This is a genomic window from Streptomyces barringtoniae (assembly GCF_020819595.1).
Taxonomy (GTDB): Bacteria; Actinomycetota; Actinomycetes; order Streptomycetales; family Streptomycetaceae; genus Streptomyces; species Streptomyces barringtoniae.
In genome coordinates this window covers 177,842-193,110 of the sequence record NZ_JAJHNP010000011.1, presented here as the reverse complement: position 1 = coordinate 193,110, position 15,269 = coordinate 177,842, and the positions used below count along the sequence as shown (strand labels likewise).

At 72.1% G+C, this 15,269-nt stretch carries 16 protein-coding genes; 8 read left to right on the top strand and 8 right to left on the bottom strand.

The window, feature by feature from the left end; all coding sequences use genetic code 11:
- Window positions 1-121 precede the first annotated feature (121 nt).
- From LMU33_RS21755 to LMU33_RS21745, 3 genes are all read right to left on the bottom strand, one after another.
- Window positions 122-2,314: an MMPL family transporter gene (locus tag LMU33_RS21755; RefSeq protein WP_228622177.1), complete on the bottom strand. Its 2,193-nt coding sequence runs from the start codon at window positions 2,312-2,314 to the stop codon at window positions 122-124.
- A gap of 247 nt (window positions 2,315-2,561) precedes the next feature.
- Window positions 2,562-3,215 carry a maleylpyruvate isomerase N-terminal domain-containing protein gene (locus tag LMU33_RS21750; protein WP_228622176.1) on the bottom strand — a complete coding sequence of 218 codons (654 nt, stop codon included), beginning with the start codon at window positions 3,213-3,215 and terminating at the stop codon, window positions 2,562-2,564.
- 75 nt (window positions 3,216-3,290) lie between these two features.
- On the bottom strand, window positions 3,291-3,656 hold the full coding sequence (locus tag LMU33_RS21745) for a 5-carboxymethyl-2-hydroxymuconate Delta-isomerase (protein ID WP_228622175.1): 366 nt from the start codon (window positions 3,654-3,656) through the stop codon (window positions 3,291-3,293).
- Between the two features lie 368 nt (window positions 3,657-4,024).
- On the opposite strand from LMU33_RS21745, the gene LMU33_RS21740 reads away from it, so the two are divergent.
- On the top strand, window positions 4,025-4,459 hold the full coding sequence (locus LMU33_RS21740; protein WP_228622174.1) for a septal ring lytic transglycosylase RlpA family protein: 435 nt from the start codon (window positions 4,025-4,027) through the stop codon (window positions 4,457-4,459).
- 135 nt (window positions 4,460-4,594) lie between these two features.
- Window positions 4,595-5,701 (top strand): glycoside hydrolase family 19 protein, encoded by a 1,107-nt coding sequence (locus tag LMU33_RS21735; protein ID WP_372478041.1) that lies wholly within the window; start codon window positions 4,595-4,597, stop codon window positions 5,699-5,701.
- Window positions 5,702-5,785: 84 nt separating this feature from the next.
- On the opposite strand, the gene LMU33_RS21730 is transcribed toward LMU33_RS21735, so the two are convergent.
- Complete coding sequence (locus LMU33_RS21730) at window positions 5,786-6,436, bottom strand: DUF6518 family protein (protein ID WP_228622173.1); 651 nt, start codon at window positions 6,434-6,436, stop codon at window positions 5,786-5,788.
- Between the two features lie 149 nt (window positions 6,437-6,585).
- Window positions 6,586-7,437 carry a helix-turn-helix transcriptional regulator gene (locus LMU33_RS21725; RefSeq protein ID WP_228622172.1) on the bottom strand — a complete coding sequence of 284 codons (852 nt, stop codon included), beginning with the start codon at window positions 7,435-7,437 and terminating at the stop codon, window positions 6,586-6,588.
- 87 nt (window positions 7,438-7,524) lie between these two features.
- Between LMU33_RS21725 and LMU33_RS21720 the strand changes: the two genes are divergently transcribed.
- On the top strand, window positions 7,525-8,337 hold the full coding sequence (locus tag LMU33_RS21720) for an SDR family NAD(P)-dependent oxidoreductase (RefSeq protein WP_228622171.1): 813 nt from the start codon (window positions 7,525-7,527) through the stop codon (window positions 8,335-8,337).
- Window positions 8,338-8,354: 17 nt separating this feature from the next.
- Here LMU33_RS21720 and LMU33_RS21715 read toward each other — a convergent pair whose 3' ends face one another.
- Window positions 8,355-9,227 carry an SGNH/GDSL hydrolase family protein gene (locus LMU33_RS21715; protein WP_228622292.1) on the bottom strand — a complete coding sequence of 291 codons (873 nt, stop codon included), beginning with the start codon at window positions 9,225-9,227 and terminating at the stop codon, window positions 8,355-8,357.
- Window positions 9,228-9,568: 341 nt separating this feature from the next.
- Here LMU33_RS21715 and LMU33_RS21710 point away from each other — a divergent pair, with 341 nt between their 5' ends.
- On the top strand, window positions 9,569-10,558 hold the full coding sequence (locus LMU33_RS21710; protein WP_228622170.1) for an NAD-dependent epimerase/dehydratase family protein: 990 nt from the start codon (window positions 9,569-9,571) through the stop codon (window positions 10,556-10,558).
- 100 nt (window positions 10,559-10,658) lie between these two features.
- Window positions 10,659-10,961, top strand: coding sequence for a hypothetical protein (locus tag LMU33_RS21705; protein WP_228622169.1), 303 nt, complete (start codon window positions 10,659-10,661; stop codon window positions 10,959-10,961).
- Window positions 10,962-10,968: 7 nt separating this feature from the next.
- Here LMU33_RS21705 and LMU33_RS21700 read toward each other — a convergent pair whose 3' ends face one another.
- Together LMU33_RS21700 and LMU33_RS21695 are read right to left on the bottom strand one after the other, a co-directional pair.
- Window positions 10,969-12,081 (bottom strand): sensor histidine kinase, encoded by a 1,113-nt coding sequence (locus LMU33_RS21700; RefSeq protein WP_228622168.1) that lies wholly within the window; start codon window positions 12,079-12,081, stop codon window positions 10,969-10,971.
- A 2-nt stretch (window positions 12,082-12,083) separates the two neighbouring features.
- Window positions 12,084-12,815, bottom strand: a complete 732-nt coding sequence (locus tag LMU33_RS21695) for a response regulator transcription factor (protein WP_228622167.1) — start codon at window positions 12,813-12,815, stop codon at window positions 12,084-12,086.
- A gap of 111 nt (window positions 12,816-12,926) precedes the next feature.
- Between LMU33_RS21695 and LMU33_RS21690 the strand changes: the two genes are divergently transcribed.
- From LMU33_RS21690 to LMU33_RS21680, 3 genes are read left to right on the top strand one after another with little or no spacing between them, the layout of a single operon-like run.
- Entirely contained in the window at window positions 12,927-13,619 is a 693-nt protein-coding gene (locus LMU33_RS21690; RefSeq protein ID WP_228622166.1) for a glycosyltransferase family 2 protein, read from the top strand.
- On the top strand, window positions 13,616-14,230 hold the full coding sequence (locus tag LMU33_RS21685; protein ID WP_228622165.1) for a TIGR04282 family arsenosugar biosynthesis glycosyltransferase: 615 nt from the start codon (window positions 13,616-13,618) through the stop codon (window positions 14,228-14,230). Before LMU33_RS21690 ends, LMU33_RS21685 begins: the two co-directional genes overlap by 4 nt.
- On the top strand, window positions 14,230-14,982 hold the full coding sequence (locus LMU33_RS21680) for a class I SAM-dependent methyltransferase (protein WP_228622164.1): 753 nt from the start codon (window positions 14,230-14,232) through the stop codon (window positions 14,980-14,982). The genes LMU33_RS21685 and LMU33_RS21680 overlap by 1 nt, the downstream gene beginning before the upstream one ends.
- Window positions 14,983-15,269: the final 287 nt, after the last annotated feature.

The window sequence follows — 15,269 nt, the reverse complement described above, 5'->3', positions numbered from 1 at the left end:
GATCGTAGTAACGCCGCACGCGAGTGCGGGTTCCTCGGCCGCGTCCTCCGTGATGCGCCGACGGGGCGTCCCGCCAGGCCTCATGGCCCGGCGTGACGCCCCGTCGCGCCCCGCACCGCCGCTAGTTGCGGCGCCCCGCGGGATCGTGGGCGAAGGAGTCCCGGTCGGCGCCGGGCGCCGATGCGGAACCGCTGACACCGGTGCCCGCGCCGGCCGGCGCCGGCTCGGCCCGGTCACTGTGCCCCGGCCACCACGCGGCGTGGCCGATCAGCGCGGTGAGGCTCGGCGTGAAGAACATCGCCATGACGAAGGCGGCGACGGCGATGCCGAAGGAGACCGCGAAACCCATCTCCGTGAGCAGCGAGTTGCCCGCCAGCATCATCGTGGCGAAGGTCGCCGCCAGGATGAAGCCGGCCGCGGCGACCGTCGGACCGGCGTGGCGCAGCGCCATGCCGGCCGCCTCGCGCGGCTCGCGGCCCTCGCGGGCCTCCTCGCGGAGCCGGGCGATCATGAGGATGTTGTAGTCGGTGCCGATGGCGACCACGAACAGATACATGATCACCGGGAGCATGAACATCAGCCCCGAGTGTCCCTGCCCCTTCTGGAAGATCCACACAGTGGCACCGAGGGTGGCACCGAAGCCGAGGCCCACCGATGCCATCAGGTACCAGGGGGCGACGACGCTGCGCAGCAGCAGACCGAGGATGATCATGATGAGGATGGCGGCCACCGGGAAGACCGTCTTGTAGTCGTGGTTCACCGCGGTGTTGATGTCCTTGTAGATCGAGGACATACCCCCGACGACCGCCTTGGTGCCGTCAGGGGCGTTGGTGTGAGCGACGTCCCGCACCCGGCCGACCGTGTCGATCGCCTTGTCCGTCGACGCCTCGTACTTGAGCGTGACGGTGAAGTCCGCGGTGCTGCCGTCCTTGTTCACCTGCGTCATGCGGGCGTTCGCGACCCCGTCCACGGCCCCGAGCTTGCTCGCGTACGCGGCGAAGGCCGACTTGTCCAGCGGCTTGCCGCCGGTGCTGGACAGGTAGACGTCGGTGGGTGCCGCGGCGCCCGCCGAGTACGCCTTCTGCATCTGGTCCTGGACGACCATGGACTCCTTGGTCTTCGGCATGGAGCCCGAGGCCAGGTCGAACGTGGCGTGGTAGCCGAAGATGCCGGCCGCCAGCGCGACCAGGACGAGACCGGACAGCACGGTGGTGAGCGCCGGACGGCGCTGGACCCCGCGGCCGAGGGCGGCGAAGCGGGCGTTCTCCGGTTCCTTCTGCCAGGACTTGGAAGGCCAGAAGACCTTCGGCCCGATCAGCGAGACCACCGCCGGGATCAGGGTCAGACCCGCGACGAGGGTCGCACCGACCGCGATGGCGAGCGCCGGGCCCATCTGCTTGAGGAAGCCGAGGGTGGACAGCACCAGCGCGAGGAACGCGATGATGACGGCCCCGGCCGCCGAGGCGATGGCCTCTCCGACCCGGCCGACCGCGTTGACCATGGCCTGCTTGGGTTCGTCGCCCAGACGCAGGCGTTCGCGGTAGCGGAACATCAGGAACAGGAAGTAGTCCGTACCCACGCCGAAGAGCACGACGATCAGGATCGACGAGATCGAGCTGTTCGCCTGGAGGTCGAACAGCTTGGTGGCGTAGGCGATCAGGCCGTTGGCGACGGCCGACACCAGGCCGATCAGCACCAGGGGCAGCACGGCCAGGATCGGTGCCCGGAAGATGATCAGCAAGGTCACCAGGATGATCGCGAAGGTGCCGAAGCCGATCAGCGCCTGTCCTCGCTTGGACGAGTCCTGCTGGTCGAGAGCCTGGGCGGCGCTACCGCCGAGCTTGACGTCGAGATGCGTGCCCTTGGCCAGCTGCTTGACGTCGTCGCGCAACACCTTGGCCGCGTCTGCCTGTTTGGGCTGTCCTGCGTTCTTGCTGTCCATCTGGACCAGGGTCAGGTCATACCTGCCGTCCTTGGACGGCAGGCCGGGGACGACCTTCTGCACCTGGTCGATGTGCTTGTTGCTCAGTTGCGTGGTGATCCGCGCGATGTCCTGCTTGTCGGCGGCGGTCAGCTTGCCGCCGTCCGTGCGCTGGTACAGCGCGATCGCGGACGGGGTGAAGGCGCTGGGGAACGCCTTCTGTTGGAGATCTGCCGCTTTGATGGACTCGTAACTCTTGGGAAGGAAGCTGCTCTCGTCACTGTTCGAGGGCAGACTCGGGGCGGTGGCGACGATCGCCACCGCGGCGATCAGCCATGCCACGATCGTCCACACAGGGTGTCGGACGACTGTGGCTCCAATACGTCGGAACATGCGGAAGGTCCTCCTGGACAGGAAGATCACCGCAGCCCGGGGAGCGGTCCCTGGCACATCGGCGACCCTGATCGGCACGCATCGAACACGGGCCGGTCGATCGGTTGTCTTGAGTGACATGGTAGTGACGGAACGCGAACGTCATCTCATCATTTGGTCTCGCTCTCGAGTGATGTTCGAGCGCTCGGGGGACGTGGAGCGCCCAAGGGGCAGGGAAAGCCCCGGCGGAGGAACCAGGACGGGCCGGTCAACCGAGGATGAACGGGAGTTCGGCGGCGAAATCACCCAGTTCGGCCTTCTCCGCTCCGGTCGGCGTACGGCGTCCGGTGCCGATCAGCAGCGCATCCTTGTCGGAGAACGAGGCGGGGAACGAAGTGCCGGCGATCCTCTCCAGCCCCGCGCGCGCCGCCGCGAGCGTCTCGGCGGGCGGTTCGGCGGCCGAGGTCAGATGGGCAATCAGGTCGAGGTGGTGCAGGGTCCATTCGAGCACGTACGCGGACAGGTACTCGGCGACGGTCAGCACCTCGTCGCGCGTGCCGACCCGGACGGCCGGATCGGCGAGCTCGGCGGCGCGGCCCGCCGCGGAACCGACGTCGTCCAAGTGGAACTTCAGCCACCGCGGCTCACCGTAGGCGGCGGCCAGCCGCGGGATCAGCGCGTCGAGCGGATCCTCGCCGGTCGGCGGCTCGACCAGGTTCCAGCACGTGACCGCGTCCACCGTCGGTTCGGCATCGACGGGTGTGACCAGGGTGATCAGGACGTCCTGGGCGTCGATGACCAGATGGCACACCAGGTCCCGTACCAGCCAGCCGGTACAGCCGGACGGCCGCTCGAAGTCCTCGTCCGGGAGTTCCGCGACCGCTGTGCGCAAAGCCGTCCAAGAGCGTGAGAAGAGATCCACTGGTCGCACGGTAGTGCGGGGCCGGCACGGCGGACAACCGAATTCGCAGGGGCCGGAAGCGACTCGGGCCGGGGCTCACCGCGCGGAGGGCGAAAGCCGGTAGGAGGTCCCGAGGTCGCGTACCTCCACCGAGCAGCACACCCTCTCCTCACCCCCGTCGGCCACCAACAGATGCTTGGCGAGCAGGGCCAGCACGCCCTCGGACAGCCGGGCCTTCTGCGCCGCGGGGCGGCCGGGCATGAGGCCGACCTCCACGTGCACGAAAACGGCCTCCCTGCTCATGCCGTCCCCGGCCCACGTCTCCGCCGGCCGGAGCAGCGTCTTGCACACGCCCGACGTACCGGACTCCTCGACCACGAGCGGATGCAAGTCCTTGACAAAGGCACAGGCGTCGAAGGCTCCGGCCAGGCGGGAGGAGTAGTCGACCGTGAGGTACGGCATGGAGGGCCTTTCGCACGTTCCCCGTAGTTTTACTAGGCAACTATTTTCCCTCACGCCGCCGGCCGGCCCCACCTGGCCCCCTCGGCATCGGGCCGGCCGTCGGCCCGTTGGGCTCCCTCGCCACCGCCCGGCCCTCCGCACCGATGCGACCCGGATGGCGCACGCGGTCGACACCGAGGCCCGCGGTGCCGCGACCAAGCCTCAACTCGCTTTCCTCATGGCTTACTTCACACCTTGACCCCTATTGGTCTGTACCTCTAGTTTCACTGCCCAGCCATGCATCGAGCGCCGCGCTCACCGTTGGCCGTCCCTTCCGGAGGTGCACGCCGCCCGATGCCCACCCCCCACCCGAAAGGCCACCCCCCTTCATGGCCAGGTCCCGTTCCGCCGCCGTCCTCACAGCCGCGCTGGGCCTCTCCGCATGCCTGCTCACCGCTTCCCCGGCCCAGGCCGACACGGACGCGCCCGCCGCGCAGGCATCCGACACCTGCTGGGCGACCCACTACGGCCCACAGCCGCCCGGCGCCCTGACGGCCAGCGGCGAACTCTTCGACAACAACGCCGACACCGCGGCGACCTCGCTCAGCCGGCAGCCCCAACTGCCCTTCGGCACACGGGTGCAGGTCACGAACACCGCCAACGGCAGGTCGCTGGTGGTCCGCATCAACGACCGGGGCACGTTCGCCCGGACCCCGCAGGTGCCCAAGTGCCTGGACCTGACCGACGGCGCCTTCGGCCGGCTCGGCGGAAGCCTCGACCCCGACGCCGGACACATCGTCGTCACCGAGACCGTCCTCGGCTGACGGCCCCGTACCCACACCACCGGCCGGCCGCACGCCACGTCCGCCGGCACGGCACGCACCCCCTCCACCCGACCAGGACAGGAGCACCTGTCGATGCACTTCCGCCTCGCCGAACTCCCTTACAGACCCATACCCTTGGGGCGTCTCGCACGCTTCCTGGCCGGAGGCGTCGTCGCCGCCCTCCTCGCCGCGTTGTCCATCGCCACGCCCGCCCGGGCCGCGGACGGCCAGATCACCGGGCTGGCCGGCAAGTGCGTGGACGTGGCAGGCGCCAACAGCGCGAACGGCACTGCCGTACAGCTCTACGACTGCAACGGAACCGGTGCCCAGATCTGGTCGAACCCGGGTGACGGCACCCTGCGGGCGCTCGGCAAGTGCCTGGACGTCGTCGACCGCAGCACCGCCGACGGCGCGGCGGTCCAGCTGTGGGACTGCTCCGGCGGCGCCAACCAGCAGTGGGTGGTCACCTCGGCCCACGACATCGTCAACCCGGCCGCGAACAAGTGCCTGGACGTGCGGGACAACAACAGCGCCAACGCCACGCGGCTGCAGATCTGGACCTGCACGGGCGGCGCGAACCAGAAGTGGAACGCTCCGGCCGGCGGCGGGAGCGGCACCCCGTCCGGATTCGTCGTCTCCGAAGCCCAGTTCAACCAGATGTTCCCGAACCGGAACAGCTTCTACACCTACAGCGGCCTCGTCCAGGCCCTGAGCGCCTACCCGGGCTTCGCGAACACCGGCAGCGACACGGTCAGGAAGCAGGAGGCCGCCGCCTTCCTCGCCAACGTCAGCCACGAGACCGGCGGACTGGTCTACGTCGTCGAGCAGAACACCGCCAACTACCCGACCTACTGCGACTGGAGCCGGCCGTACGGCTGCCCCGCCGGACAGGCCGCCTACTACGGGCGCGGCCCGCTCCAGCTCAGCTGGAACTTCAACTACAAGTCCGCCGGTGACGCACTCGGCATCGACCTGCTAGACAACCCCTGGCAGGTGCAGAACGACGCCTCCGTCGCCTGGAAGACGGGCCTTTGGTACTGGAACACCCAGTCGGGGCCGGGCTCGACGACCCCGCACAACGCCATGGTCGACGGTGCCGGATTCGGCCAGACCATCCGCAGCATCAACGGCTCCCTGGAGTGCGACGGCAAGAACCCCGCGCAGGTCCAGAGCCGCGTCGACGCCTACCAGCGCTTCACCCAGATCCTCGGCGTCTCGCCGGGCGGCAACCTGTACTGCTGACCGAGTCCGCCCTTGCTCACGGGTGCACCGCGTCGCAGCAGACGCGGTGCACCGCGTGCCTGCATCCCCGCAAGGACGGCCGGTTCAGGCGGAAACCGTCTGGAGGGGAAGCTCGATCAGGACGTAGGCGAGGGACGCGCAGACCGCGGCGGCGCCCAGTGTGAGGGCGCGCTCCTTGTGGGCACGGGCCATCAGCAGCGGGATGAGCACGAAGAGAGCGAGGCATGCACACGCCTGCGTGGCGTAGTGCAGGTTCCAGCCGTATGCCAGGCCCTCCATGCCGAAGAGTCCCGCGAGCGCGGCCGGGCCGGTGACGCGGCGGCGCGTGTCCGGGCCACGCCGCCACCAGTGGCCGGCGACTGCGAGCAGCGGTCCCGCCACGCCGGCCATGCCGAGCCACACCAGCGGAAAGAACAGATCCCCCGCGCCGTCGCGCCCGAACTCGGCATAGCCGTAGTAACCGACCACCAGGCCGACCTCCGCGCCGAGGCCCCCGACCGCGGCCTGGGACACGGGGCCCTGCCGAGACAGCAGTGCTCCGGCGGCGAACGCGACGGCGGACCAGACCGCTCCGGAGTTGGCGATCTGCTGCCAGGCTCCGGGAAGCCACCCCTGGGCCAGGTTGGTGAGCACACCGAGCAGCAGGCCGGCGCCCGACGCCACCGCCGTCGTACCGCCCCACACGCACAGTCGGCGCCTCGGGCCCACCGGACGGCTGGGCATGGTCGTCGTCATCGTCGCCCCCACAGTCGCGAGTTCTGCTGCGCGCACTATACACACTATGTATACACGGTGTGTATTCGCGCCCGCGCCGGGCCCCGCGTTGCTGGGCGAGGCGTTCGCGGTGCTGCGGACGCATCGCTGCGAGTGAGTACCGGTCCGGCTCAGCGGACGGCGTCCAGGCGCTGGGTGCCGATGACCGACAGCAGCCGCAGGGCCTCCTCGGACGGTGTGCCGGGGACGGCGGTGTAGATCACGACCTGCTGGTCCCGGTCGGCGAGGTCGAGGGCGTCGCAGTTGACGGTGACGGGCCCGACCAGCGGATGCCGGAAGATTTTGCGGAGCGTGGGTGCCCCGTCGACGTCGTGGGAGTCCCACAGCCGGGCGAACTCCTCGCTGCCGGCGCGGAGTTCGCGGATCAGGCCGGTCACCTCGGGATCTTCGGGGTAGCGGGCGGCGGCCGTGCGCAGCCGGCGGGCCGCGTGCCGGGCGAACGCGTCGGCGTCGGACACGCCGTACAGCCGCTGCCCCTCGGGGCGCGGCCCGAGGAAGACGCGACGCGCGAGGTTGCGCTCGCGGCGCGGCAGAGCCGAGAAGTCCTCCATCAGGGCGGCGGCCAGTGCGTTCCAGGCGAGCACCTCCAGCGTGGCCGAGGTGACGAAGGCGGCGGACTGCGGCAGCCGGTGGATCAGGTCGAGGATGCTCTGCCGCACCTCGCGCGGGGGCCCGGGCGCCGGGTCCGGCGGGGCACCGGCGAGCAGATGGAGGTGCTCGCGTTCGGCGTCCGACAGCCGCAGGGCGCGGGACAGCCCGGCCAGTACCTCGCGGGACGGGCGCGGGCCGCGGGCCTGCTCCAGCCGGGTGTAGTACTCGGTCGAGATGAACGCCAGGTGCGCCACCTCCTCGCGGCGCAGCCCCGGGGTACGGCGGCGCGGCCCGGCGGCGAGGCCCACGTCGGCAGGGCTGATCCGCTCGCGCCTGCTGCGCAGGAATCCCGCCAGTTCCACTTTGTCCACACCCCCAGTGTGCGGGTCCGCGGCGAGCCCCATCCAGGTACTGCCGGTGCCTGGATGGGCCCGTCCCCCGGGCGCAGGCTCGCTGCCATGGACAACACACACAACGCCGTGGGCAGCGCACGCAACGACGACACGCCCGCGTACGGCCTGCTGGCCGGCAAGGTCGCCTTCGTCACCGGTGCCGGGCGCGGCATCGGCGCCGCCGCGGCTCGGCTCTTCGCCCGGGAAGGGGCCCGGGTCCTGCTCGCGGCCCGCACCGAGGCCCAGCTGAAGGCCGTCACCGAGGAGGTGCGGGCGGCGGGCGGCACCGCCGACTACGTCGTGTGCGACCTGGCCGACACGGCGAGCGTGCGCGCCGCCGTGGACCGAACCGTCGACCTGTACGGCCGCCTCGACATCGCCTTCAACAACGGTGCGACGATCCAGCCGCCCGGCCCCATGGACCGGCTGCCGGAGGCCGAGTTCGACCATGTCTACACGGTGAACCTCAAGAGCGTCTGGCTGGCCATGGTCGCCGAGGTCGCCGCCATCCGGGCCACCGCCGGGACGGGCGCCATCGTCAACAACTCCTCCATCGGCAGTCTGCGGGGCAACCCCGAACTGCCCGCGTACGGTGCGATGAAGCGGGCGGTGAACAGCCTCACCGAGTCGGCCGCCGTGACCTACGGCCCCGAAGGCATCCGCGTCAACGCGATCGCGCCCGGCAACACCCTGACGGAGATGATCCGGGCCTGGGAAGCGGAGGCCCCCGGTCTCCAGGACCGGCTCACGGCACTCACCCCGCTGCGCCGCGCGGCCGTCCCCGAGGAGATCGCCGAGGCCGCCGCCTGGCTGCTGAGCGACCGTGCCTCCTTCGTGACCGGCACGGTGCTGAAGGTCGACGGGGGCGTTCGCGCCTGAAGCGCGGGCGCCGGGGGTCAGCCGATGCCGAGAACACTCATGGTGCGCTCGGCCATGCGCTGCTCGCCGAGCGCGTTGGGATGGACCGGGACGATGTTCTGCCCGAACAGGAGCGGCTCGATCCACCGGGTGCCGACGGCCTGGCAGGCGTCATGGCCCTCCGACGCCTGCGAGAAGTCGACGTAGGTGGCCCCGTTCTCCTCGGCGGCGCGCTGCACGACGGCGTCGAGGTGGGCCTGCAGCGCGTGCAGGTACGGCACGTCACCGGAGGCGACCGGCAGCCGGGCGAAGCAGGACGGGTCGGCCGTGGCGGGCGTGATCCACGGGTAACCCAGCACTGCGAGCCGGGCGTTCGGCGACTTGGCGCGCACGGCGCGCAGCGCGTCCTTCACCGCGGGGTAGGTCTTCGTGTCGATCGCGTCGTCGAAGGAGCTGCCGTAGGTGTCCTTGCAGGGGCTGCCGTTGCCGCCGCTGAGGATGCCGGCGGTGCCGCAGGCGAGCATGGCCTCGATGAAGGTGCCGTTGTCGTTGCCGCCGATCGTCAGCGTCACCAGGTCGGTGTCGGCGGTGACCGCGTCCGCCTGCGGGGCGAGGCCGGGGTACTGGGACTCGGTGAAGTCCTTGGCCTGGGCGGCGCCGCAGGTGACGTCCGTGAGTGCGGCGCCGGTGCGGGCGGCGATGACGTGGGGGTAGTCGGCCGTCGAGCGCAGGCAGAGCAGGTTGCTCGTGTCGACGGGCAGGACGCCCGAGGCGGCACTGTAGCTGTCGCCGAGGGCGGCGTAGTCCAGGGGTGCCGTGGCGTGGGCGGGGGCGGCGGTGAGGCCGAGGGCCAGGGCGCCGGCGAGTGCGGACGTCGCGGCGACGGCTCGGCGCAGGGCAGGTTTGGGCATGGGCATGGGCATGGGCGGGTGCTCCCTGTTCTCGGATGGGGGACACGCAGCAGGTGGGCATGGCTGTGCCCGGGTGTGTGCTCGTGCGCGAGAATGCGGCGGCTCAGGGCAAGGGAGATGCCGTGTCGTGGGGTTACCGCGAGGTACTACTGAAAAGTAATGTGAGGGCGGAGTACCCGGGAGTCAACGTTGTTGACAGAAGTTCTTGAAACACTCACGACACGGCGGACCGCAGTCGGTTGATCCCCCCGAGGACGGACTGACATCGCCTTGCCTTACGGAGTCGTGACATGGCGGTCGCGTCACGCCGTTCCGGCGCCGTGCGCATCTAGCGTGGCCGTATGCGTGTACTGGTCACCGGCGGTGCCGGGTTCATCGGGTCCCATGTCGTCGAGGCGCTGCGCGCGAGCGGGCACGAGCCGCTCGTATACGACGTCCGGGCCGAACGGGGCGCCGACGTGCGCAACCGGGCTGCGGTCGCCCACGCCCTGTCCGGCGTGGACGCGGTCTGTCACCAGGCGGCCATGGTGGGTCTCGGCAACGGCGTCGCCGACGCGGCCGAGTACGTCTCCCGCAACGATCTGGGCACCGCCGTCCTGCTCGCCGAGATGGCCGCGGCGGGCGTACGGAAGCTGGTGCTGGCCGGGTCGATGGTGGTGTACGGAGAGGGCCGCTACGACTGCCCCGCGCACGGCGTCGTACGCCCCGGGCCGCGGACCGCGGCCGACCTGGAGGCAGGCCGCTTCGAACCCCCCTGCCCGCGGTGCGGCGCGTCCCTCGTCCCCGGTCTGGTCACCGAGGACGCCCCGCCCGACCCGCGCAACGTCTACGCCGCGACCAAGCTCGCCCAGGAACACCTCTCGGCCGCCTGGGCCCGCGCCACGGACGGCACGGCGATCTCGTTGCGCTACCACAACGTGTACGGACCCGGGATGCCCCGCGACACCCCGTACGCCGGCGTCGCCTCCTTCTTCCGCTCGGCCCTCGAACGCGGCGAGGCCCCGCGGGTGTTCGAGGACGGCGGGCAGCGGCGGGACTTCGTCCACGTACGGGACGTGGCCGCGGCCAACGTCGTCGCGCTGGAGGCCGGGCCGCGCCCCGGAACCCTCACGGCCTACAACACCGGCAGCGGCGAGCCGCACACGGTCGGCGACCTGGCCCGCGCCCTGTCCGCCGCCCACGGCGGCCCGGAACCGGTCGTCACCGGCGAGTACCGTCTGGGCGACGTCCGCCACATCACGGCGGACTCCTCCCGGCTGCGCGCGGAACTCGGCTGGAAGCCGGAGGTGGGCTTCGCGGAGGGAATGCAGGAGTTCACGCGAACGCACTGAGCGTGTCCACACGCGCGGGACGGCCCGACCGTTGATCATGGCGCTGCTTCGAAATTCGCATGAACCAATCGATTCGTACGAACCAGTCGAAAGGACAGCCATGCCTCGACGGACCCTGAGGCCGACCCGCGCCCAGGTCGCAGCCCTGCTCACCGCGCCGGTGCTCGGCCTGGGCCTCCTCGTCCCATCAGCCTCCGCGGACACGCCGCCGCCCGGCCCGAAGGTCGACAGCGGCACCGTCATCGACAGGGTCTGCCGTCACGCGAACGAGGACCCCGAGGACGGCGCGGGCTTGTCCTGCGAGAAGGACATCGCGCCGCTCCTGTCGCGCATCATCGGCCCCGGGAGCGGGCTCACCTGCCGGAACGTGTCCCCGAACTCCATCAGCTGCCGCCCGGAATAGTGACCGTTCACGCCTTCGCCGTCGGCAGGGTCACCTCGAAGCGGCAGCCGCCCGGGATGTTGCGGACGGTCGCCCGGCCCTGATGGGCCTCGACGATGCCCCGTACGATCGCCAGCCCCAGCCCCGCCCCGGCGGGCGGGGTCCGCGCGTCGCTGCCGCGCCAGCCGGTGTCGAAGACGCGCGGCAGGTCCTCCTCGGGGATGCCGCCGCAGCCGTCCGTGACGGACAGCACCACCCCGTCGTCGGTGCACTCGGCGGCGACGGCGACGGTGCCGTCGGGCGGGGTCCGGCGGATGGCGTTGACCAGGAGGTTGCCGAGCACGCGGGTCATCTCCTTGCCGTCCACCTCCACCGGTACGGGTTCGACGAGGTCGCCCACGAGCCGTACCCCGTGTTCCCGGGCGAGCGGGTCGGCGCCGGCCAGCGCGTCGCCGACCAGGTCGTACAGGGAGATCCGGGTCGGGCTCAGCGGGAGGGTGCCCGCGTGGATGCGGGAGAGTTCGAAGAGGTCGCCGACCATGTCGTTGAGCCGTTCGACCTCGGTGCGGATCTGTTTGAGGTAGCGGCCGGGGTCGGCGGCCACGCCGTCCTCCAGCGCCTCCGACATGGCGCGCAGTCCGGCGAGCGGGGTGCGCAGGTCGTGCGAGATCCAGGCGACCAGCTCGCGCCGGGACTTCTCCAACGCCCGCTCCCGTTCGCGGGATTCGGCGAGCCGTGCGCTGGTGGCAGCCAACTCACGGCTGAGGGCGGCCAGTTCGGCGGTGGCCGGGGCGTGCGGGGCGGCGAAGGCGCCGGCGTCACCGAACGAGCGGGCGGCGTCGGTGAGTTCGCGGCTGCGGGCGACGACCCAGCGGCCCAGGAGCAGGGCGGTGGCCAGGGAGACCACGGCCGCCATCGCGACGACGGTGGTGACCACGGTCAGGTCGTGCGAGGACAGGAACATCGCCCAGGCGACGGCGAGCGTGCCGGCGAGCATGGCGACGACGCCGACCGCCGCGACGACGGCGATGGAGGCGGTGAGCGAGCGGCGCCGGACCAGGCGCAGTACGCCCGCGCCCGTGACCCCCGCGGCGGCGGCGCCGGCGAAGGCGTAGAGGACGATGAGGAGGGTGGGGGGCATGGTCAGAGCACCGCCTCGCCGGACTCGAAGCGGTAGCCGACGCCCCACACGGTCTGGATCAGGCGGGGTCTGGCCGGGTCGTCCTCGACCTTGCCGCGCAGCCGGCGCACATGGACGGTGACGGTCGACAGGTCGCCGAAGTCCCAGCCCCAGACCTCGCGCATCAGATCCTCCCGGCTGTAGGCCCGGCCCGGGTGCCGCAGGAAGAACGCGAGCAGGTCGAACTCCCGGAGGGTGAGGGCGAGTTCGGAGCCGTTCTTGGTGGCCCGGCGGGCGTCGGGGTCGACGGAGAGGCCGGCCGCGGCCAGCCGGTGCCCCGTCCTGACCGGGCGGCTGCGGCGCAGCACCGACTCCACGCGCAGGACCAGTTCGCGGGGGCTGAAGGGCTTGGTGACGTAGTCGTCGGCGCCGACCTCCAGGCCCAGGATGCGGTCGTCCTCGTCGCCGCGGGCGGTGAGCATGATGACCGGCACGGGCCCGCCGTCCCGCATCCGCCGGCACACCTCCAGGCCGTCCATGCCGGGCAGCATCAGGTCGAGCACCACGAGGTCGGGCCGGTGCGCGGCGGCGCGGGTGAGGGCGGTCGGGCCGTCGTCGGCGCGGTCGACCACATAGCCGGCGCGGTGCAGGTATCCGGTGACGACCTCGGCGACGGTCGGATCGTCGTCCACGACCAGGATCCGGGCGGTCCCGCCTGCGGCTTCGGTCTCGTCGGGCTCGTACGGCGATTGCATGCCACCAGCCTCGCACCACTCGGCAGCCGTCGTCGGGCCGCGGGGCGGGCGTCCGCGTTTCGTAAGGACCAGGAGTCCGATATGCCCGATTGGCGTTCGTAGGGTGAAACCGTGACGACCACTTCAGCGGACGTCGACGTGGTGCTCCCCTGCCTGGACGAGGCCGAGGCCCTGCCCTGGGTGCTCGGCCGGATCCCGGCCGGCTGGCGCGCACTCGTCGTCGACAACGGTTCCACCGACGGCTCCCCCGGCATCGCCCGTGCGCTCGGCGCGACGGTGGTGCACGAGCCGCGGCGCGGCTTCGGCGCCGCCTGCCACGCCGGACTGAGCGCGGCCACGGCCGGCATCGTGTGCTTCTGCGACTGCGACGCCTCCCTCGACCCCGCGCTGCTCGTTCCCTTCGTGCGGGAGATCCGGGACGGCGCCGCCGACCTGGTCCTCGGCCGGCGGCGTCCTGAGGGCCGGGGCGCCTGGCCGGCACACGCCCGCGCCGGCAATCTCGCGCTGGCGCGGATGCTGCGCCGCCGAACCGGGCTGCGCCTGCACGACCTGGGCCCGCTGCGCGCCGCCCGCCGTGAGCCGCTGCTCGCGCTCGGCCTCACCGACCGGCGCAGCGGCTATCCGCTGCAGATGGTCGTCCGCGCGGCCGACGCCGGCTGGCGCATCGCCGAGCACGACGTGCCCTACCGCCCGCGCACCGGCGCCTCCAAGGTGACGGGTACCTGGCGGGGCACCTGGCAGGCGGTGCGGGACATGAGCCGCGTGCTGGCCGAGACCCCGGCCGACGGGGGGCTCGTACGGTGACCACGCTGCTCGTCGTCGCGAAGGAACCGCTGCCGGGGCGGGTCAAGACCCGGCTCACCCCGCCGTTCACGCCGCAACAGGCTGCCCGTCTGGCGGAGGCGGCGCTCGTGGACACCCTGCAGGCCGTGGCCGCGGCCCCCGCGACCCGGCGGGTCCTCGTCCTCGACGGGGTGCCGGGAGACTGGCTGCCGGCCGGCTTCGAGGTGCTGCCGCAGTGCGCGGGCGGGCTGGACGACCGGCTGGCGGACGCCTTCGCGCACTGCTCCGGCCCGGCCCTGCTCATCGGCATGGACACCCCGCAGGTGACGCCGGAACTGCTCGCCGTGGACTTCGCGGGCTGCGACGCCTGTCTCGGCCCGGCCGAGGACGGCGGCTTCTGGGCCCTGGGGCTGGCCGAGCCCGACCCCGCGCTGCTGCGAGGTGTGCCCATGTCGACGCCGGTGACCGGGGCCGTGCAGCGGGAGCGGCTCCTGGCCGCCGGGCTGCGGGTGCGCGAGCTGCCCCGGCTGCGGGACGTCGACACCGTCGCCGACGCGCACGCCGTCGCCGCGCTGGCCCCGCACGGCCGGTTCGCCGCCCAGCTGGCCCGCTGTACGCCGGTCGGCCGGTGATGGGCGGCTCTGTCGCCTGGGCGGCCGCCGACCCCTACGCGGCCGCGCTGCGCACCGGCCGCGGCCCGCTGTTCCTGCGCCGCACCGACGGCTGGCTGCTGCCGCTGGAGGTGGAACGCTGGTGCGCCGGAGCCGATCAGGTCGACCTGGAGGTCCTGGACCGCTGCGAGGGCGCCGTCCTGGACGTCGGCTGCGGTCCCGGCCGGCTGGTGGCGGAACTCGCCGCCCGGGGCCGTCCCGTGCTCGGCATCGACGTCAGCGGGGCCGCCGTCGACCACACCATCGAGCTCGGCGGGCAGGCGCTGCGGCGCTCGGTCTTCGAGCCGCTGCCAGGCGAGGGCCGCTGGGACACCGTGCTGCTCATGGACGGCAACATCGGCATCGGCGGGGAGCCGTCCGTGCTGCTGGAGCGGGTGGCCGCGCTGCTGCGGCCGGGCGGGCTGCTGATCGCCGAGACCGTGCCGGGACACGTCGACGAACGCGCCCGCGTCCAGGTGGTGGACACGATCGGCGCCGCCCGGGCCACCGGTGCCCCGTTTCCCTGGGCGCGCCTCGGCACCCCGGCCCTGCTGCGGTACGCGCGCAGGGCCGGGTGGCGGTCCGTCGGTCAGTGGTCGGCGGGCGGCCGGTGCTTCGCCGCCCTGCGCACACGCCACGCCAGCAGAACGGCCGAGCCGCCGAAGAGCACGGCGGTGATCAGCAGCCAGCGGGTGAGGAAACCGTCCGGGGAGAGGCCGGTGGCCGACCGGTAGCGCCCGGCCGTCATGCCGCTGATCAGCGGGAACCAGACGAGCAGGAGCAGCCCGGACAGCATGGCCGGGACGCGCACGTACAGCGTCCGGCCACGCCGTCCGGTTGCCCCCAGGCCGCCGGTGACCGCCCGGTCGGCCGCCGTGTACAGCGGCAGCAGGACGAGATCGTGCAGCAGGGCGGCTCCCACGATCCACAGCGCCACCCCGAACCAGTCGCCGGCGAGCAGCCGCACCCCGGCGTACGCGGCGAGGGCGAACGAGCAGGCGAGCAGCAGCAGTTGGAAGGG

Coding starts and splice junctions, on each gene's coding strand:
- LMU33_RS21755 (WP_228622177.1), bottom strand. CDS start 2,314: ATGTTCCGACGTATTGGAGCCACAGTCGTCCGACACCCTGTGTGGACG.
- LMU33_RS21745 (WP_228622175.1), bottom strand. CDS start 3,656: ATGCCGTACCTCACGGTCGACTACTCCTCCCGCCTGGCCGGAGCCTTC.
- LMU33_RS21740 (WP_228622174.1), top strand. CDS start 4,025: ATGGCCAGGTCCCGTTCCGCCGCCGTCCTCACAGCCGCGCTGGGCCTC.
- LMU33_RS21730 (WP_228622173.1), bottom strand. CDS start 6,436: ATGACGACGACCATGCCCAGCCGTCCGGTGGGCCCGAGGCGCCGACTG.
- LMU33_RS21720 (WP_228622171.1), top strand. CDS start 7,525: ATGGACAACACACACAACGCCGTGGGCAGCGCACGCAACGACGACACG.
- LMU33_RS21715 (WP_228622292.1), bottom strand. CDS start 9,227: ATGCCCAAACCTGCCCTGCGCCGAGCCGTCGCCGCGACGTCCGCACTC.
- LMU33_RS21710 (WP_228622170.1), top strand. CDS start 9,569: ATGCGTGTACTGGTCACCGGCGGTGCCGGGTTCATCGGGTCCCATGTC.
- LMU33_RS21705 (WP_228622169.1), top strand. CDS start 10,659: ATGCCTCGACGGACCCTGAGGCCGACCCGCGCCCAGGTCGCAGCCCTG.
- LMU33_RS21700 (WP_228622168.1), bottom strand. CDS start 12,081: ATGCCCCCCACCCTCCTCATCGTCCTCTACGCCTTCGCCGGCGCCGCC.
- LMU33_RS21695 (WP_228622167.1), bottom strand. CDS start 12,815: ATGCAATCGCCGTACGAGCCCGACGAGACCGAAGCCGCAGGCGGGACC.
- LMU33_RS21680 (WP_228622164.1), top strand. CDS start 14,230: ATGGGCGGCTCTGTCGCCTGGGCGGCCGCCGACCCCTACGCGGCCGCG.